Source organism: Desulfatiglans anilini DSM 4660 (assembly GCF_000422285.1).
Lineage (GTDB): Bacteria > Desulfobacterota > DSM-4660 > Desulfatiglandales > Desulfatiglandaceae > Desulfatiglans > Desulfatiglans anilini.
Map to the genome: position 1 here is coordinate 24,799 of NZ_AULM01000033.1, position 17,715 is coordinate 42,513.

Consider the following 17,715-nt stretch of genomic DNA (forward strand, 5'->3'; position numbering starts at 1 on the left):
ATCAAAGCCCTTTCCCTGGGAATCAGACCACGACATTGACGAGCTTCCCCTGGACGACGACCACCTTCTTGACAGGCTTCCCGGCCACGAACTGCTGAACACGCTCGTCGGCAAGCGCCATCTCCTTCAGATCCCCGTCGGTCAAGGAGGCAGGAACCTCCCTCCGATTGCGGACCTTTCCATTGACCTGAAAGACCACCAGCCGGCTTTCCACCGTCAGGGCATCGGGATCATAAGCCGGCCAGGGCGTTTCGAGCAGCGGCGTCTCGTGCCCGAGCCTGTGCCAAAGCTCCTCGGTGATATGGGGCACCACGGGGGAAAGCAGAACGATCACGGCGTCGACGCCCTCCCGCAGCACCGGCCAGGCCGGATCCCCCGGGGGCGGCGGGTCGTTCAGGAACGACCCCAGATCGTTCACCAGTTCCATGACCGCCGCGATGGCGGTGTTGAAATGGAAACGATCCTCCACATCGGAGCTGACCTTGCGGATCGTCCAATGCGTCTTGCGGCGCAGGTCCTTGAGACCCCCCTCGAGCGGCGCCTTGCCGTCATAGGCCGACACCCCGCGAAGGGCGTCCAGATTGTCCACCACCAGACGCCACACACGGTTCAAAAAGCGATAGGACCCCTCGACGCCCTGATCGTTCCACTCGAGATCGCGCTCAGGCGGCGAGGCGAACAGGCAGAACATCCTGACCGTGTCGGCGCCGTATTGATCGATCAAAACCTGCGGATCCACCACGTTCTTCTTCGACTTGCTCATCTTGAGCGTGTTGCCGGTGACGATCTCCGACCCGCAGCGCCTGCATCGGCCATCCTCCACCTCGTAGGGGTAAAGGTACCCGTGCTGCGGACAGGATTGGATCTCCTTGCAGACCATCCCCTGGGTCAGGAGGTTCGTGAAGGGTTCGTCGACTGAGAGATAGCCCAGGTCCCTGAGGACCCGCGTGTAGAAGCGGGAGTAGAGCAGGTGCAGGATGGCGTGCTCGATCCCCCCGATGTACTGATCGACCGGCATCCAATAGGCGACCCTCCCGGTGTCGAGGACCCCCTGGTCGTAGTCGGGGCAGGCGTAGCGGTCGAAATACCAGGACGATTCCACGAAGGTGTCCATGGTGTCGGTCTCGCGCCGGGCCTTCCCCTTGCACTTTGGGCAGGTCGCTTCACAAAAGGACGGTTCGAAAGGCAGCGGCGAGCCGCCGTTCGGACGCATGTTCACATCCAGCGGCAGCACGACCGGCAAATCCTCTTCCGGCACGGGAACCATGCCGCAGGCCTCGCAGTAGATGACGGGGATCGGCGCGCCCCAGTAGCGCTGGCGGGAGATGTTCCAGTCGCGGAGCCTGAAATTGACCGTCTTGTGACCCTTTCCTCGCTCTTCGAGATATTCGGCGATTCGCTCGAGGGCCTCGAGATTCCCCTGGCCGTCGAACGGGCCGGAATGAACGAGGATCCCTTCATCCACATACGCCTCGGTCATGGTCTCCGCGCTGATCTCACGGTCGGGCGGCCGGATGACCACCTTGAGCGGGAGCCCGTACTTCTTGGCGAATTCGAAGTCCCGCTGGTCATGGGTGGGGACGGCCATAATGGCGCCGGTCCCGTAGTCGAACAGCACGAAATTGGCCACGTAGATCGGGATCCGGTCGCCGGTGACCGGGTTCAGGCAGTAGCGCCCCGTAAAGACCCCCTCCTTCGCGGTGAAATCCGCCGTCCGCATGTACTTTTCCATCTTGAGGGTCTTTTCCACGAAGGCCAGCACCTCCGGCTCCTCCGGCAGACCCTTGACCATCTCCCGCACCATGGGGTGCTCGGGAGCGAAGCAGAGGAACGTCGCCCCGAAGACCGTGTCCTGACGCGTGGTGAACACCTCGATGACCTCGTCCGAATCCGCCATGGGGAAGCGGATGATGGCCCCGTAGCTCTTGCCGATCCAGTTACGCTGCATCGTCAGGACCCGCTCCGGCCACCCCGTCAGACGATCGCAGGCATCCAGGATCTCGTCGGCATAGGCGGTGATCCGGAGAAACCAGCTGTCCATCTCCTTCAGGACGACCTCCTGGTCGGTGTGCCGCCAGCAGCAGCCGTTTTCCACCTGTTCGTTCGCCAGCACGCTCTGGCATTTGGGGCACCAGTTGACTAGCGTCCGCTTCTTGTAGGCCAGGCCCTTTTCGAGCATCTTCAGGAAGACCAACTGCTCCCAGCGGTAGTAGGACGGGTCGCAGGTCGCGATCTCCCGGTTCCAGTCGTAGCTGAACCCCATCCGCTTCAGCTGCGTCTTCATGGCCTCGATATTGCTGTAGGTCCAGCGGGCCGGATGCGTGTCGTTTTCGATGGCGGCGTTCTCGGCCGGCAGCCCGAAGGCGTCCCACCCCATCGGATGGAGCACGTTCTTCCCGCTCATCCGCTTGTAGCGCGCCACGACATCGCCGATCGTGTAGTTGCGGACGTGCCCCATGTGGATCTTGCCCGAGGGATACGGAAACATCTCGAGCAGATAATATTTTTCACGAGAGGGGTCTTCTGCGACCTTGAACAGCCCTTCTCGTTCCCAGCGTTCCTGCCATTTGACTTCGAGGTCTTGGGGATTGTACTTCATGGGATGAAATTCCTTCCAAACGACTTCCGTTCCTGTCTCCATCGGGGATCGTGGTCTGTCTGAACCAGCCATCCCGGAGGGATACGATTCTGTGTTCTGTCACATTTATGAAGAAACATCCGAGTCGGCGTTCTTCAACCGGCCGTCCTTCGGCAGGTCGCTGTAAATCTGATCGAGAACGCCGTTGATGAAGGCGCCCGATTCCTTGGCGCCGAATCGTTTGGCCAACTCCAACGCCTCGTCGATGGCCACTTTGGGCGGCACATCCTCCAGATGCAGCATTTCGTAGACCGCCAGCCGCAGGATGGACCGGTCCACCATGGCCATCCGTTCGAGGCGCCAGTGTTTCGATGCCCTCCGGATCAGAAGATCGAGATCGGACTTGGTGCGCTGAACGCCCAGCACCAACTTCCGGGCGAAATCGACCCGAGCGTCGGCCCAGTGCATGCTCTCCCTCAGGCTTTCGAAGGCCTCCATGGGATCCCGGGGGTCGCACTCGAGCTGGAAAAGCGTCTGAAGGGCCATTTCTCTGGATTTTCTTCGTTTACCCATATCAAAGATACCGGCCAGGCGCCCCGCGCCTGCCGACAGCCGCAAAACAGGGGCAGGCCCCCTGGTTCGATGCCGATTCCTCCACTATTTTCAACGGACCCATAGATCGATAGATTCTAATAGATTCCAAAGGATAATAAGCGCTGCCGGCCCTTCCATGACCGGCGCCGCCGAAGCTGGAATCGACCCGAAAAACGCCGCTCCAGCAGTACTGATCTATTACTCAAACCCGCCGTCTGAAGTCAAGGGAAGAAAAACCCCCGCCTGGCGCCTCCGGCGCATTCTTACCCGCTTGACTTGCCGCCCTCATCAGTTGATGATTAGCTTGTGGCTCGAGCAGCCGCAACCAGACGAGACCGGAGGCGATTCCTGACGTCCTTCGAAGGACACCGGGAATTCGGTCCCGGGGGCGCCCTCTCCGATCCGCCCGAGGGACCCCAAGTCGGTCTTTCGGGGCGGAGAATTTTCGTTCAGAAGCGAGGCGGCCAATGAAAAACGTATTACGGATCGTCTGTGTCATTGGATTCCTGTCCGCCGCCGGCTGCGGCCACATTGCGGTGGCAGGCCCGGAAAGTCCTCCTTATTACGAAGACAGGGCGGAGCCCTATGGGCAGCTGGGTATACCGGCGGGTCATTTACCCCCGCCCGGCGAGTGCAGAATCTGGTATCCGGGCGAGCCTGCCGGCCATCAGCCGCCTCCCGGTCCCTGCTCTGACCTTTCCGCATCTGTGCCGCCCGGGGCCTGGCTGATTTATGGTCCGGATGCCAGAAATCAGGAAACGCTGAGGGTTCATGTCTATGACCGCAACACGCCCAGGCTGATCATTTCCGTACGGTATTATGACTACGGAACGGGGCGCCTCCTCCGGGAAGAGAGGCGCCGCTGAGGGGGTATCATCAAAGAATGGCAAGGCCGCCCTTCCAGGTTTTTTCGGGTCGTCCCTTCAGCTTCGAAAAACGGCGCGGCCTGCTCCTGTTGTTCCTCCTTCTGCTTGTTTCCTGCTCGGCTGCGGATGCCCTGAACGGCCCGCATCGCGTTGTCGCCGTACTTGACGGAGACACGATCCGGGTAATGAGGGACGGCATGATCGTCCCCATCCGCCTGATCGGCATCGATGCCCCGGAAAGCTCGAAAGGGGACGGTGAGCCGGGCCAGCCTTACAGCAGAGCGGCGAAAAAGCACCTCGCCCATCTCGTCCTGCAAAAACCGGTCGAGTGGGTTTCGTACGGCACGGATGACTACCGGCGGGTTCTAGGCGTAGTGCATCTGGACGGAGTGAATGTGAACCTCGAGATGGTACGCGCGGGACTCGCAGAGGCCTACCGCGGCCGGCCGCAGCCCGGCTTCGATGATTCCCCTTACAGGCAGGCGGAGAGAGCAGCGCGGCAAGCCCGGCGGGGGATGTGGGCGCAGGGCCCTAGATATGTCAGTCCCTATGAGTGGAGAAAAACCCATCCGTGAATCTTGCGCCTGGGTTTCTGCGGCCGCTCCGGGATCCCCGCACCTCCACGAGCGGGACCAGGGCCTTTGACCACCCAAGCGCCAGCGCCTCTGCGGGGAAAACGGGACCGCAGAAAGCCGGTTCGCCTCCATACGGATTGGATTCCGCCGGGACGAAAGAGCCTTGAATCCGAAAACGATGACGGTTCGCCGATGTCGATGAACCAGGCGTTTGGCCGCAGAACGTTGCGCAGGCGGCGCGGCGCATGGAAACGTGCCAATCGACGCCAAGACCGCCTTAAGAGACCTTGGCCGGATGGCACCTAGCCGGCCGCCCGGATGACATCGACCATTTCGATCGCCGCCATCGCCGCCTCGAACCCCTTGTTGCCCGCTTTGGAGCCCGCCCGCTCGATGGCTTGCTCGATGCTGTCGGTCGTCAACACCCCGAAGGCGATAGGCACCCCGGTCTCGAGGCTCACATGGGCGATCCCTTTGGAGACTTCCGCCGCGACGTAGTCGAAGTGCGGGGTGGCGCCCCGGATGACAGCCCCTACGCAGACCACCGTATCGTATTTGCCGCTCTGCGCCAGCCGCTTCGCCATCAGGGGGATCTCGAAGGCCCCCGGCACCTTTACAACACTCAGGTCCTCCTCCGACGCCCCGTGGCGCCGCAATGCATCGAGCGCACCGTCGACGAGCCTGGCACAGATAAAGTCATTGAACCTGCTGACAACAATCGCGACCCTCAGCCCTTCGGCGGACAGCCGCCCTTCGATGATCTTCGCCATGGTTCCCCCATCAAAAGCGTCGGTTCAGTCCCTAGCATTGCTCGGTTTCATGGATCTTTTCGCCCAAAGCCCGCATCATGTGCCCCAGCTTCTCGCACTTCGTGCTCAGATAGCGGAGGTTCTCGGGCCGCGGTTCGATCTCGATCGGAACCCTGTCAACGATTTGAAGACCGTAGCCCTCCAGCCCGATGATCTTCTTCGGGTTGTTCGTGATGATGCGCATCTTCTTCACCCCGAGGGCCGCAAGGATCTGTGCGCCGACACCGTAATCCCTCAAATCGGGCGAAAAGCCGAGCTGTTCGTTGGCCTCGACCGTGTCGAACCCCTGGTCCTGAAGGGCATAGGCCTTGATCTTGTTCGCCAGCCCGATGCCGCGGCCTTCCTGCTGCAGATAGAGAATCACCCCCAGGCCCTCTTCCTGCACCATCTGCATGGCCTTCTGCAGCTGCTCTCCGCAGTCGCAGCGATAGGATCTGAACACGTCCCCCGTCAGGCACTCGGAATGGACCCGGACCAGAACCGGCTTCTCCGGATCGATCTCGCCCTTCACAAGAGCGATATGCTCGTAATCATCGATATCGTTGATAAAAACAACCGCCTTAAACTCGCCGTGGGGCGTGGGCAGGACGGTGGTTGCCGCCTGGTGCACGAAGGACTCGTTCCGCATCCGGTAGGCGATGATATCCGCGACGGTCGCGATCTTCAGCCCATGCTCCTCGGCGAAGACCTCGAGGTCCGGCAGACGAGCCATGGTCCCGTCATCCTTCATGACTTCGCAGATCACCCCCGCAGGCTTGAGTCCCGCCAGCCGCGCCAGGTCCACCGAGCCCTCCGTCTGCCCGGTCCGGAAAAGCACCCCGCCCCTCCGGGCCCGCAAGGGGAAAACATGCCCGGGCTGGATGAGGTCTTCGGGCCTGGCGTCGTCTGCGACGGCCGTCAGGATGGTATGCGCCCGGTCGGCGGCCGAGATCCCGGTCGTCACCCCGGTCCGCGCCTCGATCGAGACGGTGAAGGCCGTCCTGTAAGGGGACCGGTTGTCATAGACCATCGGGTTCAGTTTCAGCCGGTCGATGATATCCGGGTGAAGCGCCAGGCAAATCAGTCCCCGGCCGTGTTTCGCCATGAAGTTGATCGCCTCTGGCGTGACCTTTTCGGCCGCGATGGTCAAATCCCCTTCATTTTCGCGATCCTCGTCGTCGACGAGAATGATCATCTTTCCTTGTCGGAGGTCCTCCAGAACCTCCTCGATCTTCGAAATAGGCATCTCAATCACCAAATCCGTTCTGATAGAGCATTTCCAATGTAATGCCCGGCCTCTTCTCATCCCTCGGCTCCCGCCCCGGGGCGGTCTTTCCTCTGAGGAAAAATTTCTCGACATATTTGCCGATGAGGTCGGTTTCAATATTCACCAGATCTCCGATGCGACGCTCAAGCAGCACCGTTTCCCTTCCCGTTTGAGGGATGATGTTGCACTCGAAAAAATCAGGGCCGGTGCGGTTGATGGTCAAGCTGACCCCGTCGACCGCCACGGACCCCTTGTCGATCATGTAGGCCGTCAGGAGCGCATCCACCGCCACGCGCAACAGCCAGGACCGCTCCCGCCGGTCCCTGGCGCGGATCGTTCCGATGCCGTCCACATGCCCGGCCACCAGATGGCCCCCCAGCCGGTCTCCCAGCCGCAGGGCCCGCTCGAGATTGACCGTATCCCCCGTCTTGAGGCGGCCCAGGGTCGTGCAGCGGAGCGTTTCGGCGGAAACATCCATCCCGAGGACGCGCGCGGCGATGTCGGTCACGGTCAGGCAGGCGCCGTTCACGCTGACGCTGTCACCGATCCGGCAGTCGTCCATGGGAAAACCGGGGCGCACCGTAAGACGCACATCGCCTCCCATGCGGCTGATCCCGACGATCGTTCCGATCCCTTCCACCAATCCGGTAAACATAAGGCCGTCTTCCTGGAACGGCTGCACAGGCATATTCCTGCACAGTCTGCCATCCACGTGCGGCCGGCGCTACCGGTAGTCCGGATAGCCTGCCACCATGATGTCATCTCCGAAGCGCTGCACATCGATGTCCCGCAGCACGAGGCAAGCCGCCATATCCTGAAACCCCGGCCCGGCTACCATCGGGATGCCGTCGTCCCCGGCCAACAGCTTCGGTGCCTTGAACAGATAAAATTTATTCACCAGCCTCTGCCGGATCAGGCTGCCGGCGACACGGCTGCCGCCCTCCACCAGAATGCTGGTGACCATCTTCGAACCCAGCCAGTCAAGCAGCGCAGGCAAATCGATCAGGCCGTCGGCCGAGGGAAAGTGGTGGATGACCACCCCCCTTTTCTCGAGCGCAGCGGGGACCTGCCCCCTCAACGCCTCCGAAGCCGCGAGCCACGTCTCGGCATCGGAGTCCTGATTCAGGATCCTGGCCTCCGGCGGCGTCTTCAGGTGGGCATCCAGAACGATCCGCAGGGGATCCTTCCCTTTGCTCCGTTCGAGCCGGGTCGTCAACTCGGGGTCGTCGGCAAGGACCGTTCCCACCCCGACCATCACGGCATCTACACGATCGCGCAGACGATGGACAAACGCACGCGACGCCTCTCCGGTCACCCACCTGGAGCTCCCGGTCGCCGTGGCGGTCCAGCCGTCCAGGGTCATGGCGCTCTTGAGGATCACGAAGGGGCGCCCGGTGGTGACAAAGGCGTTGAAATCCTCGTTCAACCGCCGGCAGTCCTCGTCGAGAACGCCGGTGGTGACATCCAGGCCGTTGGCGACCAGATAGTCGCACCCGCCCCCGACTACATTCGGGTTCGGGTCCATCGCACCCACAACCACGCGCCGGATGCCGCTCCGAAGAATGGCGGCGGTGCAGGGCGGCGTCCGCCCCTGGTGGTTGCAGGGCTCCATGGTGACATACAGGGTGTCGCCGGGAGCCCGGCCGCCAACCTTGCTCAAGGCCTCGATCTCGGCATGCGGCAAACCGGCCTTGCGATGGTAGCCCGTTGCGACGATCTTGCCGTCCCTGACGATCACAGCGCCCACCGCCGGGTTGGGCGAGGTGCGCCCCAGCCCCTTCCGGGCCTCGCGCAGCGCGATCCGCATGAACCTCACATCGAGCGGTCCAGTTCCGCTTACGCCGCTGAAACGGTTTTTTCGAGAAGATTGCATGATCGGCTATCGCCTTTTTCCCGGCCCCTGTTTCAGCCGGGGTGTTGATTCAACGGCCTCATCCTCGGCAGACATCCATTCCGCTCACTCCGCCGGCGTCTCCTGCCGGGATTTCAGCATCCGCTCCAGTTCGCTCATGAACTCGTTGATATCGCGGAACTGCCGGTAGACTGAGGCGAACCGGACATAGGCCACTTCATCCCAATCCCTCAGCTCGTTGATCACCCGCTCCCCGATATCCGTGCTGGACAACTCCTTCTTGCCCGACTCCTGGAACTGCAGCTCCAGGGCGTCCACAAATTCTTCGATCCGGGTCATGCTGATGGGCCGCTTCTGGCACGCCTTCCGGATGCCCGAGATGATTTTTTCGCGGCTGAAGTTTTCTCTCCGGCCGTCTTTCTTCACCACCATGGGCAGAAGCTCTTCCAGCTTCTCATAGGTGGTGAACCGCCGGCCACACGCCAGGCACTCCCTGCGGCGGCGGATCATCCTCCCATCCTTGCTCAAACGGGAGTCGATGACTTTGTTGTTGATCTTTCCACAGTAGGGGCATTTCATCGCTCGACCCTGGTCATCCTCACCCCGGCCTCGGCCAGCATCCGGTCCGCCAGTTCGTCGTCATACCCCTCTCGGTAATAGACCTCGCGGATCCCTGCGTTGATGATCATCTTGGAGCAGATGACACAGGGCTTGTTGGTGCAATAGAGGGCGGAGCCGGCAATGGCGATCCCGTGGCAGGCCGCCTGCACGATGGCATTCTGCTCCGCATGCAGCCCGCGGCACAACTCATGCCGCTGACCCGAGGGGATGGAGGTGTCATTCCTCAGGCACCCGACCTCTGCGCAATGCGCGAGCCCCGCAGGAGCTCCGTTGTAGCCCGTCGCCAGAATGCGCTTGTCCTTCACCAGGACGGCCCCGACATGGCGCCGCAGGCAGGTCGACCGCGTCGCCACCGTCTCCGCGATGGTCATGAAATACTCCGGCCAGGAAGGCCGCGTCACACCACACCCCCCTCGAGGTGGGCGTAAACGGGGAACCGGCGGCACAACTCCCGCACCTCCCTGCCGACGGCCGCAAGCGTCTCCTCCGATTCCGGGCGCTCGAGCACGTTGCGGATCCAACCGGCGATCAGGCGCATTTCTTCGGCTCCCATCCCCCGCGTGGTCAGCGCCGGCGTCCCGAGCCGCAGGCCGCTCGTGATCTTCGGACCGCGCCGGTCATAGGGTATGGCGTTCTTGTTGGCGACGATGCCTGCCCTGACAAGGGCGGCCTCCGCATCCTTGCCCGTCAGGCTCCGGTTGCTCAGGTTGAGCAAAAGCAGGTGGTTGTCGGTCCCTCCGGAGACCAGTTCGAAGCCGAAGCCTATCAGTGCCTCACCCAGCACCTTCGCGTTCTGGACCACCTGCTTCTGGTAAGCGGTGAACTCCGTGCCGAGCGCCTCCCCCAGGGCCACCGCCTTGGCGGCGATCACATGCATCAGGGGGCCTCCCTGAATCCCCGGGAAGATCCCCTTGTCGAGTTTTTCCCCGTATCTCGCATCCGACAGGATGAGCCCGCCGCGAGGTCCGCGCAACGTTTTGTGGGTCGTGGTGGTCACGAAATCCGCCCGTCCGATCGGCGTCGGGTGCAACCCGGCCGCCACGAGGCCGGCGATATGCGCCATGTCGGCCATCAGGTAGGCGTCGTTCTCATGGGCGATTTCAGCGAAAAGATCGAAGTCGATGTAACGGGGGTAGGCGCTCGCACCGGCGATGATCAGACGCGGTTTGTGCCGCCGGGTCAGATCGCGCACCTGGTCGTAATCGATCCGGTGCGATTCGGGGTGCACGCCGTAGGACACCGCATTGTAGAGCTTCCCCGAAAAACTGACCGCGCTCCCGTGCGTCAGATGCCCCCCCTGGGCCAGCCCCATCCCCAGGATGGTGTCCCCCGGCTCCAGAAAAGAGATATAGATGCCCATGTTGGCCTGCGAACCGGAATGCGGCTGGACATTGGCGTATTCCGCCCCGAACAGCGTTCGGGCACGCTCGATGGCGAGATGCTCCACCGTGTCGACGTATTCGCATCCGCCGTAATAGCGCGCTCCGGGGTAACCCTCAGCATACTTGTTGGTCATCACGGAGCCCTGCGCCTCCATGACGGCGCGGCTGGCATAGTTCTCGGACGCAATCATGACGAGCCCGTCCTGCTCGCGCGCAACCTCCCGCCCTATGGCCTCGAAAACCTCACTGTCCGCTTCCTTCAAAGATCTGTCCCGCAACGTCCGCCCCTCAATCGAACTGCGACACCCGCAGCGCATGCCGACCCCCTTCGAAGGGGGTCTCGAGAAAAAGGTCCACCATCTCGAGGGCGATCCCCTCGCCGATCACCCGCCCGCCCATGGCGAGGACATTCGCGTCATTGTGCATACGCGCCATCCTGACCGTGTACAGTTCGTGGCACAGCGCCGCCCGCACCTTCCGATAGCGGTTGGCCACCATGCTCATCCCGATGCCGGTGCCGCAGATCAGGATGCCCCGCTCGTATTCGCCGTTCGCCACCGCCTGCGCCACCTGGTGTGCGACCCGCGGGTAATCTATGGAAGCACAGTCGAAGGTTCCCGCATCCACGACACGGTGGTTCGACGTTTCGCTCAAATGGCGCCTGCAGGCCTCTTTGAGCCCGAAGCCGGCATGGTCTGAACCGATGATAATATTCATGATATCCGTCTTTTTTCTGCAGCGGGAAAGCGCGGCGCCGTCCCCTGCCTAAAATGATCGCCCCCTTATCGAGCCTCGGGCTCGTAGCGTTTGAAAAGCAGCGAAGCGTTGGTCCCTCCAAAGCCGAAAGAATTGGACATGACAGTCCGCACCGCGGCCTGACGGGCGACGTTCGGGACATAATCGAGGTCGCATTCCGGGTCAGGGGTCTCATAATTGATCGTCGGGGGAATGATGCCCTCCTTCAGGGTCAAGACCGAAAAGATGGCTTCCACGCCGCCCGCCCCGCCCAGCAAATGACCGGTCATCGATTTGGTCGAACTTACGGCGATCTTCGCGGCATGCTCCCCGAAGACGGCCTTGATCGCGCGGTTTTCCGCGGCATCGTTCAATTTCGTGGAGGTGCCGTGGGCGTTGATGCAATCGATTTCTTCGGGCTTCATGCCGGCGAAGTCAAGTGCCATCCGCATGCAGAGGATCGCTCCCGCCCCGTCCGGATGCGGCGCGGAGACATGGTGGGCATCCCCGCTGAGCCCGTAGCCGACGATCTCGGCATAGATCGGCGCGCCCCTGGATCTGGCGTGTTCGAGTTCTTCGAGGATCAGGATCCCCGCGCCCTCTCCCATGATAAACCCGTCCCGGTCTAGATCGAAAGGACGGGAGGCCTTCTCGGGTTCGTCGTTGCGCGTGGACAGGGCCTTCATCGAACAGAATCCACCGAGCGCGAGCGGAGTGACCACCGCCTCGGCCCCGCCGGTGATCATGGCATCGCACACCCCCTCACGGATCATTCGAAAGGACTCCCCGACGGCGTGCGCGCTCGCCGCACACGCCGTCTCGATCGAAAGGTTCGGCCCCATGGCTCCGAATTCGATGGCGATCTGGCCCGGAGCCATATTGGCGATGATCCCTGGAATGAAGAAGGGGCTGATTCTCCGAGGCCCCTTTTCCAGCAGAACCTCGTGATAATGCTCCAGCATGGCCAAGCCGCCCAGGCCGGAGCCCGTAACGCAGCCCACGCGCCCGGCATTGGATGCATCGATCTTGAGGCCCGAGTCCGCCATCGCCATCTTCGCCGAGGCCACGGCATAATGGATGAACACGTCGAACCGCCTGATTTCCTGCTTATCCATGAAATCGGACGGATCGAAATCCTTGACCTCTCCAGCGATCTGGCTCGCGAAGGGCGACGGATCGAACTTCGTGATCCGGCCGATGCCCGATTTCCCGGCGATGACCGCCTCCCAATTTTTCTGTACGCCGGTTCCGAGAGGGCTCACCATGCCCATGCCCGTTATGACAACCCGCTTGGCCATCCTCTGCCTCCATCTGACTCTTGGTTCGGCCCCACGGAGGCTCCGCGCTCGTGGAGGACCTCACCCGCAGGGCCTGGACGGTAGAATCCGGAGGAATCAACCGATCGTTTTCTTGATGTAGTTGATGGCGTCCTGGACCGTGGCGATTTTTTCCGCGTCTTCATCCGGGATCGAAATATCGAACTCTTCTTCCATCGCCATGATCAGTTCGACCTGATCCAGCGAATCAGCCCCAAGATCGTCCACGAAAGAGGCCTCGGGAACCACGTCTTCCTCGGGCACATCCAGCTGTTCACAGATAATCTTCTTAACCTTTTCTTCCACCTGACCCATTATTGCGTTACCTCCTTGAAATCGTAAAGGAACCCGTAATCTCACCCTGGCGCGGGCCAGCCGGCACGGCCGACCGGGCCCGCACAATGTACCCGAAGCCCCGCCCAAAAGCAATGGCTCTCGGAATTTTACATGTACAGCCCGCCGTTGACGTGGATGACCTGCCCCGTCAGATAGGCGGCCTTGTTCGAACAGAGCCAGTAAACCGCGTTGGCCACATCCTCGGACTGCCCCATCCTGCCCAGAGGAATCTGCTCGATAAAGCTTGCCTTCACCTTCTCGGGCAGGACCGCCGTCATATCCGTCTCGATGAAACCCGGGGCCACCGCATTGACTCGGATCGCACGGGAGGCCACCTCACGCGCCACGCTCCGGGTAAACCCCAGGATCCCCGCCTTCGAAGCTGCGTAGTTGCCCTGTCCGAAATTGCCGCGTTCGGCCACGACCGACGAGATGCTGACGATGCAGCCCGCCCGCTGCTTCATCATCGGCTTCAATACGGCCTGAGTGCAGTTGAAGACGCTTTTCAGGTTCACCCGGATGACGGCGTCCCATTCCTCTTCGCTCATCCGCACGAGGATCTTGTCGCGGGTGATGCCGGCATTGTTCACCAGGACATCGACGCGGCCGAACCGCTCGACGATGTCATCTATCAGCGCCGCCGCCGCAGCGTAGGAAGAGATGTCGACACGGTGGCTCTCCGCCTCGACCCCCCGCGACTTTAACACGGCAAGGGTCTCGTCGGCGGCTGTCTCGTCCGGATCATAGTGGGCCAGGACCAGGCGGGCGCCTTCTTCCGCAAAGGCATAGGCCGTGGCCCGGCCGATTCCCCTGGATCCTCCTGTGATCAATACGATTCGGGAAGCTATTTCTCCCATTCTCTCACCTCGATGACTCCGCTCCGACCGCTGGCCGCCCCGGGCCCCGGCAAAAGAGCGCGTCAGGAAACCAGCTGTTTCTCATCGCCGTTGTTCAGGGAACTGACCGACATCAACTGCTCGGCCATCTTATCCAGCACCCGGTTTTCGACATAACGGGCCGACAGGATGACGGCATTCTTGATGGCCCTGGGCGGCGACCCGCCGTGGCACACCATGCCGACGCCCTGAATCCCCAGAAGCGGCGCCCCGCCGTACTCGGCATAATCGAGCACCCTGCGCGCCCGCGCCAGGGCGCGCCCCCCGGCCAACAGCAACAGGCGGCCCGCCGCCGACCGGCGCAGTTCGGCCCGCATCAACGCCTCCATCTGATCACTCAAGCCTTCGATCAGCTTAAGGACTACGTTGCCCACAAAGCCATCGCAGACGATGACATCGGCCGCGCCCGAAAGGATGTCCCGCCCTTCGACATTCCCGATGAAATGGAGGGGGCTTCGCCGGAAGAGATCCCAGGCCGCGCGCACCTGCTCGTTTCCCTTGCTGACCTCTTCACCGATGTTCAGGAGGGCGGTTCTCGGCCGACGGACTCCGAAACAGGCCGCGGAGAACGCATGCGCCATCAAACCGAACTGCAGGAGATGCGACGGCCGGCAGTCCACGTTCGCACCAGCGTCGATGAGGACTACGGGGCCTGATGGCGAAGGAAGCAGGGTTGCGATGCCCGGCCGATCGACGCCATCGAGCTTGCCGAGCGTCAGAAGCCCCGCAGCCAGCGTAGCGCCCGAGTTGCCGGCGCTGACCACCGCCTGCGCCTTGCCCGCCTTGACAAGTTCGAACGCTACACGGATGGAGGCGCTCTTCTTGCCGCGGACCGCCTTCAGCGGCGATTCGCCCATCTCCACGACATCTTCGCAGTGATGGACGGAAACGCGCGACTCGCCGCGCTGAGAACGGAGGGACCGGCGGATCTCCGGCTCACGGCCCACCAGGAGCACCTCGATGCCGCGTTCTTTGGCTGCCGCAACGGCCCCCTCGACGACGGCGTCCGGTGCAAAATCCCCACCCATGGCATCAACCGCTACGATCATGCCAGCCCGTATCCATGCTTACAAACGCGTTTCCCTGCAGGGGTCCTTCGCCTCAAGGCGCGCCGAGGTTCGCAAAAAAGACCCTTTCCGGATGCAAATCAACTCTCTTCTTTGGCGATCACCACTCTGCCTTTGTAGGTGCCGCACTCAGGGCATACCCGATGGGGAAGCACCGGCTCATGGCACTGCGGGCACGTGGACAGGTTGGGAAGTGTTACATGGTCATGCGCCCTGCGCGTATCACGCTTCGCTCTGGATTTACGTTTCTTGGGAACAGCCATATCGTTTATCAATCTCCTTGGATCTTTAAGGTTTTCAATTTAGCAAAGGCCGGATTCGTCCGGTCTTCCTCGCAGCGGCAGGCCGCTTCGTTCAGGTTCACCCCGCAGCGGGGGCAGATCCCCCGGCAGTCTTCCCGGCAAATCAGTTTCATCGGCAGCGACAGATAGATCTGCTCCCGGACCAGCTCGGCCAGATCGATTTCGTTGGTGGTGATATAATCGGTGGCGAGGTCCTCCTCGGTCAGCTCGATCTCGTCTGCGCCCTCCCCGGCCGGAGGCAGCACCAGGAACAAACGGAACGAGGCATCGACCGGGAGGATATAGGTCTCGAGGCAGCGGTCACAGGGAACCTTCAGCCTCCCGCTCACACGCCCTTCCAGGACGAACTTGGTGCCCAACCGGGACAGCGTCGCCGAGACGGAAACGGGTCCATCCAGCCCCAGAATGGGATCGTCGGGGCCTTCGGACCGCCACCAGCCCGGCGTCAGCTCAAAGCTGAACTCCCGGTGGGGCGCAGTGATGGTTCGCAGATCGATGATCAACGGGCTGGATCCTTTCCGGCCGCCGCCCGGCCGCTGTTTCCGCTGGACGAGCCCCGCCCGTTCGACGGCCATATAAACCGCATCGACACCATTCGGACTCTTCAATCCGGTTTCCATCCGAAACAGCCTGCGACGAGCAGGCTCCCATCAGAAAACCATCCCTTTTCGCGCCGCTTGAAGGACCTGCGGGCAGCGCTCCATGGGGCGCTTTTCCGGACCTGACCATCCGGCTTCCCGGACATCCCCGCGGCCCGGCATCCCATCAAAAAAATAAAAGATTTAGTATATAAATAGACTTACCAATGTCAAGAATTTAATTCCTGCAGCCCTATCAGAGGCCATTTTAACAAAATTAAACGTGTTTTTTTCATTTTTTATTTTTTTATTGACGTTTGCCATACATTTGTGATATTTATCGAATTCAAGATTTTCATAGGTCGAAACGCGCAATCGTGCTCGCTTTAAACCCCGCCTTGACGTCATCTATGTGGAAGCCGCGCCAAAATCTCAATTATTATGAAAAGCTCCGACGCTCTCTCTATGAAATCCTCCGAGACTCCCTCGAGCGGCAGCTCATGAAGACCGCCCTAGTCGATTCCTTCTACAATTATGAGAGAGAAGGCCTCGAATACCCGTTCGTCGACCGGAGCGAACTCAAACCCAAATCCAAGCGGATGGAAAAGGAATCCGCCCTCGACAACACCTTCATCGTCATCTTCTGCGAAGGGAAACTCCAGCCGCAGCACAAGACCTATATCCGGTTCTTCCCTGAAAACGCCGTCATCAAGAAAAACCTGTCCTATCTGGCCAATTTCGCTCTTTACAAACGATTTCACCGGAACCTGCGCTATTTTGAAACGCCCGGCTTCTTCGACCTCGTGGAGGGGCTGCTCAACATCGACTACGCCCTGCTGATCCAGCAGGATCCCACCGTTGTGAAGCGCAACCGGTACGCCCTCACGCATTTCCATGTCAAGATCGACTGGCCGATCGCCGAGGCCGCCCAAGATCTCGCGAAGGGGCTTCGCTACATCCAGAACCACCTGTACGAAAACGGCGACAAGCAGGGGCGCATCCTGCAGAACAAACTCTTCGAATACTACGGGTGCCATCACAGCGTCGGGGGGAGGCGAACAGCCGGACTCATCGCCGCGCAGCTTCTCCGGTCCCTCGATTGCATATCGACCGCGTTCGTCTCGAGTTCGGAATCCCGCAGCATGTACAAATACTCAGAGTCCGGGGTCTCCAAGTTCTTTCTCGTCCAACTGAACGACCGTCAGATCGAAGAGCTCAGCGGAAAGGTGGGAGGGGGCCCGGACGCCTTCAAGACCGGCTACCTCTATCCAGCCGAGGGTTTTTCCATCGGCATCGCCGAGGCCCGTTACAGCCACACGGCTTATGGCCGCCCCCCGGAAGACGGCAAGCTCCGCAAGCTCAAGCCGGCCTACAACTGGCTGCGGCTGGAAGACGAGTTCCTCCATCCGCGGATCACAGCCCTCAACGCCCAGCCGATCAGCTACAACTGGGTGTACAGCAGCAGCCCCGAATCGTCCCCCCGGCCGCCTTCCTGAGCGGTGCGCCGCACAGGAGCCTCATCTTTCGAGCGCCAGAAACCACACCCCTGGTCCCCGCCGGCATCGCAGGATATGCACATCGCGCTCCTCGGTGCAAACCTTGAAATAATCATCCTGCTCCCCATACCAGCGGTCCAGGATCTCCACGATCCGGTGCTCCCTCCCCTTGTACTCGAAGGCGGTGGGCCGCTCGTCGGCCTTGTACCCCGAGTAGGCCTTCACCCGCACCGACAGCCACAACGATGTCATGTCCTTTCCCCCGGCAGGGGTCGCCCAAGCATGCCCCGCGCAAGATCAGCCGCTCATTGCCGTGCTCCGCATCAAGATCCGCTTGTTTCTTCCGAATTATTTATACTATATTGAATGCTTGTTTCGATCCAGAAACAAGTGGGTCAGGACAACCTATGCGGCCGACTCATCTGGTTTCCATCCGGAAATGGTCTTTTTGGCCAATCTCGGCGTC

The 17,715-nt window shown here is 61.3% G+C and carries 21 protein-coding genes; 4 read left to right on the forward strand and 17 right to left on the reverse strand.

Annotated features, from left to right (window positions below):
• Positions 1–22: 22 nt before the first annotated feature.
• Positions 23–2,599 carry a leucine--tRNA ligase gene (gene leuS, locus H567_RS0116985; RefSeq protein ID WP_028322310.1) on the reverse strand — a complete coding sequence of 859 codons (2,577 nt, stop codon included), beginning with the start codon at positions 2,597–2,599 and terminating at the stop codon, positions 23–25.
• A gap of 105 nt (positions 2,600–2,704) precedes the next feature.
• On the reverse strand, positions 2,705–3,151 hold the full coding sequence (gene nusB / locus H567_RS0116990; protein WP_028322311.1) for a transcription antitermination factor NusB: 447 nt from the start codon (positions 3,149–3,151) through the stop codon (positions 2,705–2,707).
• A gap of 488 nt (positions 3,152–3,639) precedes the next feature.
• On the opposite strand from nusB, the gene H567_RS0116995 reads away from it, so the two are divergent.
• Positions 3,640–4,038, forward strand: coding sequence for a hypothetical protein (locus tag H567_RS0116995; protein ID WP_028322312.1), 399 nt, complete (start codon positions 3,640–3,642; stop codon positions 4,036–4,038).
• Between the two features lie 17 nt (positions 4,039–4,055).
• Positions 4,056–4,613, forward strand: coding sequence for a thermonuclease family protein (locus tag H567_RS0117000; RefSeq protein ID WP_051185062.1), 558 nt, complete (start codon positions 4,056–4,058; stop codon positions 4,611–4,613).
• A gap of 302 nt (positions 4,614–4,915) precedes the next feature.
• Here the strand turns inward: H567_RS0117000 and ribH are convergent, their stop codons facing one another.
• The 14 genes from ribH to H567_RS27435 all read right to left on the reverse strand — a co-directional run bounded on the left by ribH (position 4,916) and on the right by H567_RS27435 (position 15,795).
• Entirely contained in the window at positions 4,916–5,383 is a 468-nt protein-coding gene (gene ribH, locus H567_RS0117005) for a 6,7-dimethyl-8-ribityllumazine synthase (RefSeq protein WP_028322314.1), read from the reverse strand.
• Between the two features lie 31 nt (positions 5,384–5,414).
• Entirely contained in the window at positions 5,415–6,647 is a 1,233-nt protein-coding gene (locus H567_RS0117010) for a bifunctional 3,4-dihydroxy-2-butanone-4-phosphate synthase/GTP cyclohydrolase II (protein WP_028322315.1), read from the reverse strand.
• A gap of 1 nt (position 6,648) precedes the next feature.
• Entirely contained in the window at positions 6,649–7,323 is a 675-nt protein-coding gene (locus tag H567_RS0117015; RefSeq protein ID WP_028322316.1) for a riboflavin synthase, read from the reverse strand.
• Between the two features lie 69 nt (positions 7,324–7,392).
• On the reverse strand, positions 7,393–8,541 hold the full coding sequence (ribD, locus tag H567_RS0117020) for a bifunctional diaminohydroxyphosphoribosylaminopyrimidine deaminase/5-amino-6-(5-phosphoribosylamino)uracil reductase RibD (RefSeq protein WP_084517473.1): 1,149 nt from the start codon (positions 8,539–8,541) through the stop codon (positions 7,393–7,395).
• Positions 8,542–8,625: 84 nt separating this feature from the next.
• On the reverse strand, positions 8,626–9,099 hold the full coding sequence (nrdR, locus tag H567_RS0117025) for a transcriptional regulator NrdR (RefSeq protein ID WP_028322318.1): 474 nt from the start codon (positions 9,097–9,099) through the stop codon (positions 8,626–8,628).
• Complete coding sequence (locus H567_RS0117030; RefSeq protein ID WP_028322319.1) at positions 9,096–9,542, reverse strand: deoxycytidylate deaminase; 447 nt, start codon at positions 9,540–9,542, stop codon at positions 9,096–9,098. Before H567_RS0117030 ends, nrdR begins: the two co-directional genes overlap by 4 nt.
• Complete coding sequence (gene glyA / locus H567_RS0117035; protein WP_028322320.1) at positions 9,539–10,801, reverse strand: serine hydroxymethyltransferase; 1,263 nt, start codon at positions 10,799–10,801, stop codon at positions 9,539–9,541. Before glyA ends, H567_RS0117030 begins: the two co-directional genes overlap by 4 nt.
• 10 nt (positions 10,802–10,811) lie before the next feature.
• Entirely contained in the window at positions 10,812–11,240 is a 429-nt protein-coding gene (gene rpiB, locus H567_RS0117040) for a ribose 5-phosphate isomerase B (RefSeq protein ID WP_028322321.1), read from the reverse strand.
• A gap of 65 nt (positions 11,241–11,305) precedes the next feature.
• Positions 11,306–12,556 carry a beta-ketoacyl-ACP synthase II gene (gene fabF / locus H567_RS0117045; protein WP_028322322.1) on the reverse strand — a complete coding sequence of 417 codons (1,251 nt, stop codon included), beginning with the start codon at positions 12,554–12,556 and terminating at the stop codon, positions 11,306–11,308.
• A 96-nt stretch (positions 12,557–12,652) separates the two neighbouring features.
• Complete coding sequence (gene acpP / locus H567_RS0117050) at positions 12,653–12,889, reverse strand: acyl carrier protein (RefSeq protein ID WP_028322323.1); 237 nt, start codon at positions 12,887–12,889, stop codon at positions 12,653–12,655.
• Positions 12,890–13,017: 128 nt separating this feature from the next.
• A complete protein-coding gene (gene fabG / locus H567_RS0117055) occupies positions 13,018–13,767 on the reverse strand; it encodes a 3-oxoacyl-[acyl-carrier-protein] reductase (protein ID WP_028322324.1) in 750 nt (249 codons plus the stop codon).
• Positions 13,768–13,829: 62 nt separating this feature from the next.
• The gene (plsX, locus tag H567_RS0117060; RefSeq protein ID WP_028322325.1) at positions 13,830–14,855 is read right to left on the reverse strand and encodes a phosphate acyltransferase PlsX; all 1,026 of its coding nucleotides are present in this window, start codon (positions 14,853–14,855) and stop codon (positions 13,830–13,832) included.
• Between the two features lie 98 nt (positions 14,856–14,953).
• On the reverse strand, positions 14,954–15,136 hold the full coding sequence (gene rpmF / locus H567_RS27990) for a 50S ribosomal protein L32 (RefSeq protein WP_084517475.1): 183 nt from the start codon (positions 15,134–15,136) through the stop codon (positions 14,954–14,956).
• Between the two features lie 8 nt (positions 15,137–15,144).
• Positions 15,145–15,795 carry a YceD family protein gene (locus H567_RS27435; protein ID WP_051185064.1) on the reverse strand — a complete coding sequence of 217 codons (651 nt, stop codon included), beginning with the start codon at positions 15,793–15,795 and terminating at the stop codon, positions 15,145–15,147.
• 458 nt (positions 15,796–16,253) lie between these two features.
• On the opposite strand from H567_RS27435, the gene H567_RS25635 reads away from it, so the two are divergent.
• A complete protein-coding gene (locus tag H567_RS25635; RefSeq protein WP_153306233.1) occupies positions 16,254–17,249 on the forward strand; it encodes a hypothetical protein in 996 nt (331 codons plus the stop codon).
• Between the two features lie 21 nt (positions 17,250–17,270).
• Here the strand turns inward: H567_RS25635 and H567_RS25640 are convergent, their stop codons facing one another.
• The gene (locus H567_RS25640; RefSeq protein WP_153306234.1) at positions 17,271–17,501 is read right to left on the reverse strand and encodes a hypothetical protein; all 231 of its coding nucleotides are present in this window, start codon (positions 17,499–17,501) and stop codon (positions 17,271–17,273) included.
• On the opposite strand from H567_RS25640, the gene H567_RS29390 reads away from it, so the two are divergent.
• A partial coding sequence (locus H567_RS29390; protein WP_028322326.1) for a hypothetical protein occupies positions 17,500–17,715 on the forward strand: 216 nt, incomplete at its 3' end. The genes H567_RS25640 and H567_RS29390 overlap by 2 nt on opposite strands.

What these genes read in the sequence shown, in the direction of transcription:
- leuS (WP_028322310.1), bottom strand. Translation starts at nt 2,599, where the DNA reads ATGAAGTACAATCCCCAAGACCTCGAAGTCAAATGGCAGGAACGCTGG.
- plsX (WP_028322325.1), bottom strand. Translation starts at nt 14,855, where the DNA reads ATGATCGTAGCGGTTGATGCCATGGGTGGGGATTTTGCACCGGACGCC.
- H567_RS0117015 (WP_028322316.1), bottom strand. Translation starts at nt 7,323, where the DNA reads ATGTTTACCGGATTGGTGGAAGGGATCGGAACGATCGTCGGGATCAGC.
- H567_RS0116995 (WP_028322312.1), top strand. Translation starts at nt 3,640, where the DNA reads ATGAAAAACGTATTACGGATCGTCTGTGTCATTGGATTCCTGTCCGCC.
- ribH (WP_028322314.1), bottom strand. Translation starts at nt 5,383, where the DNA reads ATGGCGAAGATCATCGAAGGGCGGCTGTCCGCCGAAGGGCTGAGGGTC.
- nrdR (WP_028322318.1), bottom strand. Translation starts at nt 9,099, where the DNA reads ATGAAATGCCCCTACTGTGGAAAGATCAACAACAAAGTCATCGACTCC.
- H567_RS0117000 (WP_051185062.1), top strand. Translation starts at nt 4,056, where the DNA reads ATGGCAAGGCCGCCCTTCCAGGTTTTTTCGGGTCGTCCCTTCAGCTTC.
- rpmF (WP_084517475.1), bottom strand. Translation starts at nt 15,136, where the DNA reads ATGGCTGTTCCCAAGAAACGTAAATCCAGAGCGAAGCGTGATACGCGC.
- H567_RS25640 (WP_153306234.1), bottom strand. Translation starts at nt 17,501, where the DNA reads ATGACATCGTTGTGGCTGTCGGTGCGGGTGAAGGCCTACTCGGGGTAC.
- H567_RS25635 (WP_153306233.1), top strand. Translation starts at nt 16,254, where the DNA reads ATGAAGACCGCCCTAGTCGATTCCTTCTACAATTATGAGAGAGAAGGC.
- ribD (WP_084517473.1), bottom strand. Translation starts at nt 8,541, where the DNA reads ATGCAATCTTCTCGAAAAAACCGTTTCAGCGGCGTAAGCGGAACTGGA.
- acpP (WP_028322323.1), bottom strand. Translation starts at nt 12,889, where the DNA reads ATGGGTCAGGTGGAAGAAAAGGTTAAGAAGATTATCTGTGAACAGCTG.
- H567_RS0117010 (WP_028322315.1), bottom strand. Translation starts at nt 6,647, where the DNA reads ATGCCTATTTCGAAGATCGAGGAGGTTCTGGAGGACCTCCGACAAGGA.
- fabF (WP_028322322.1), bottom strand. Translation starts at nt 12,556, where the DNA reads ATGGCCAAGCGGGTTGTCATAACGGGCATGGGCATGGTGAGCCCTCTC.
- H567_RS27435 (WP_051185064.1), bottom strand. Translation starts at nt 15,795, where the DNA reads ATGGAAACCGGATTGAAGAGTCCGAATGGTGTCGATGCGGTTTATATG.
- fabG (WP_028322324.1), bottom strand. Translation starts at nt 13,767, where the DNA reads ATGGGAGAAATAGCTTCCCGAATCGTATTGATCACAGGAGGATCCAGG.
- rpiB (WP_028322321.1), bottom strand. Translation starts at nt 11,240, where the DNA reads ATGAATATTATCATCGGTTCAGACCATGCCGGCTTCGGGCTCAAAGAG.
- nusB (WP_028322311.1), bottom strand. Translation starts at nt 3,151, where the DNA reads ATGGGTAAACGAAGAAAATCCAGAGAAATGGCCCTTCAGACGCTTTTC.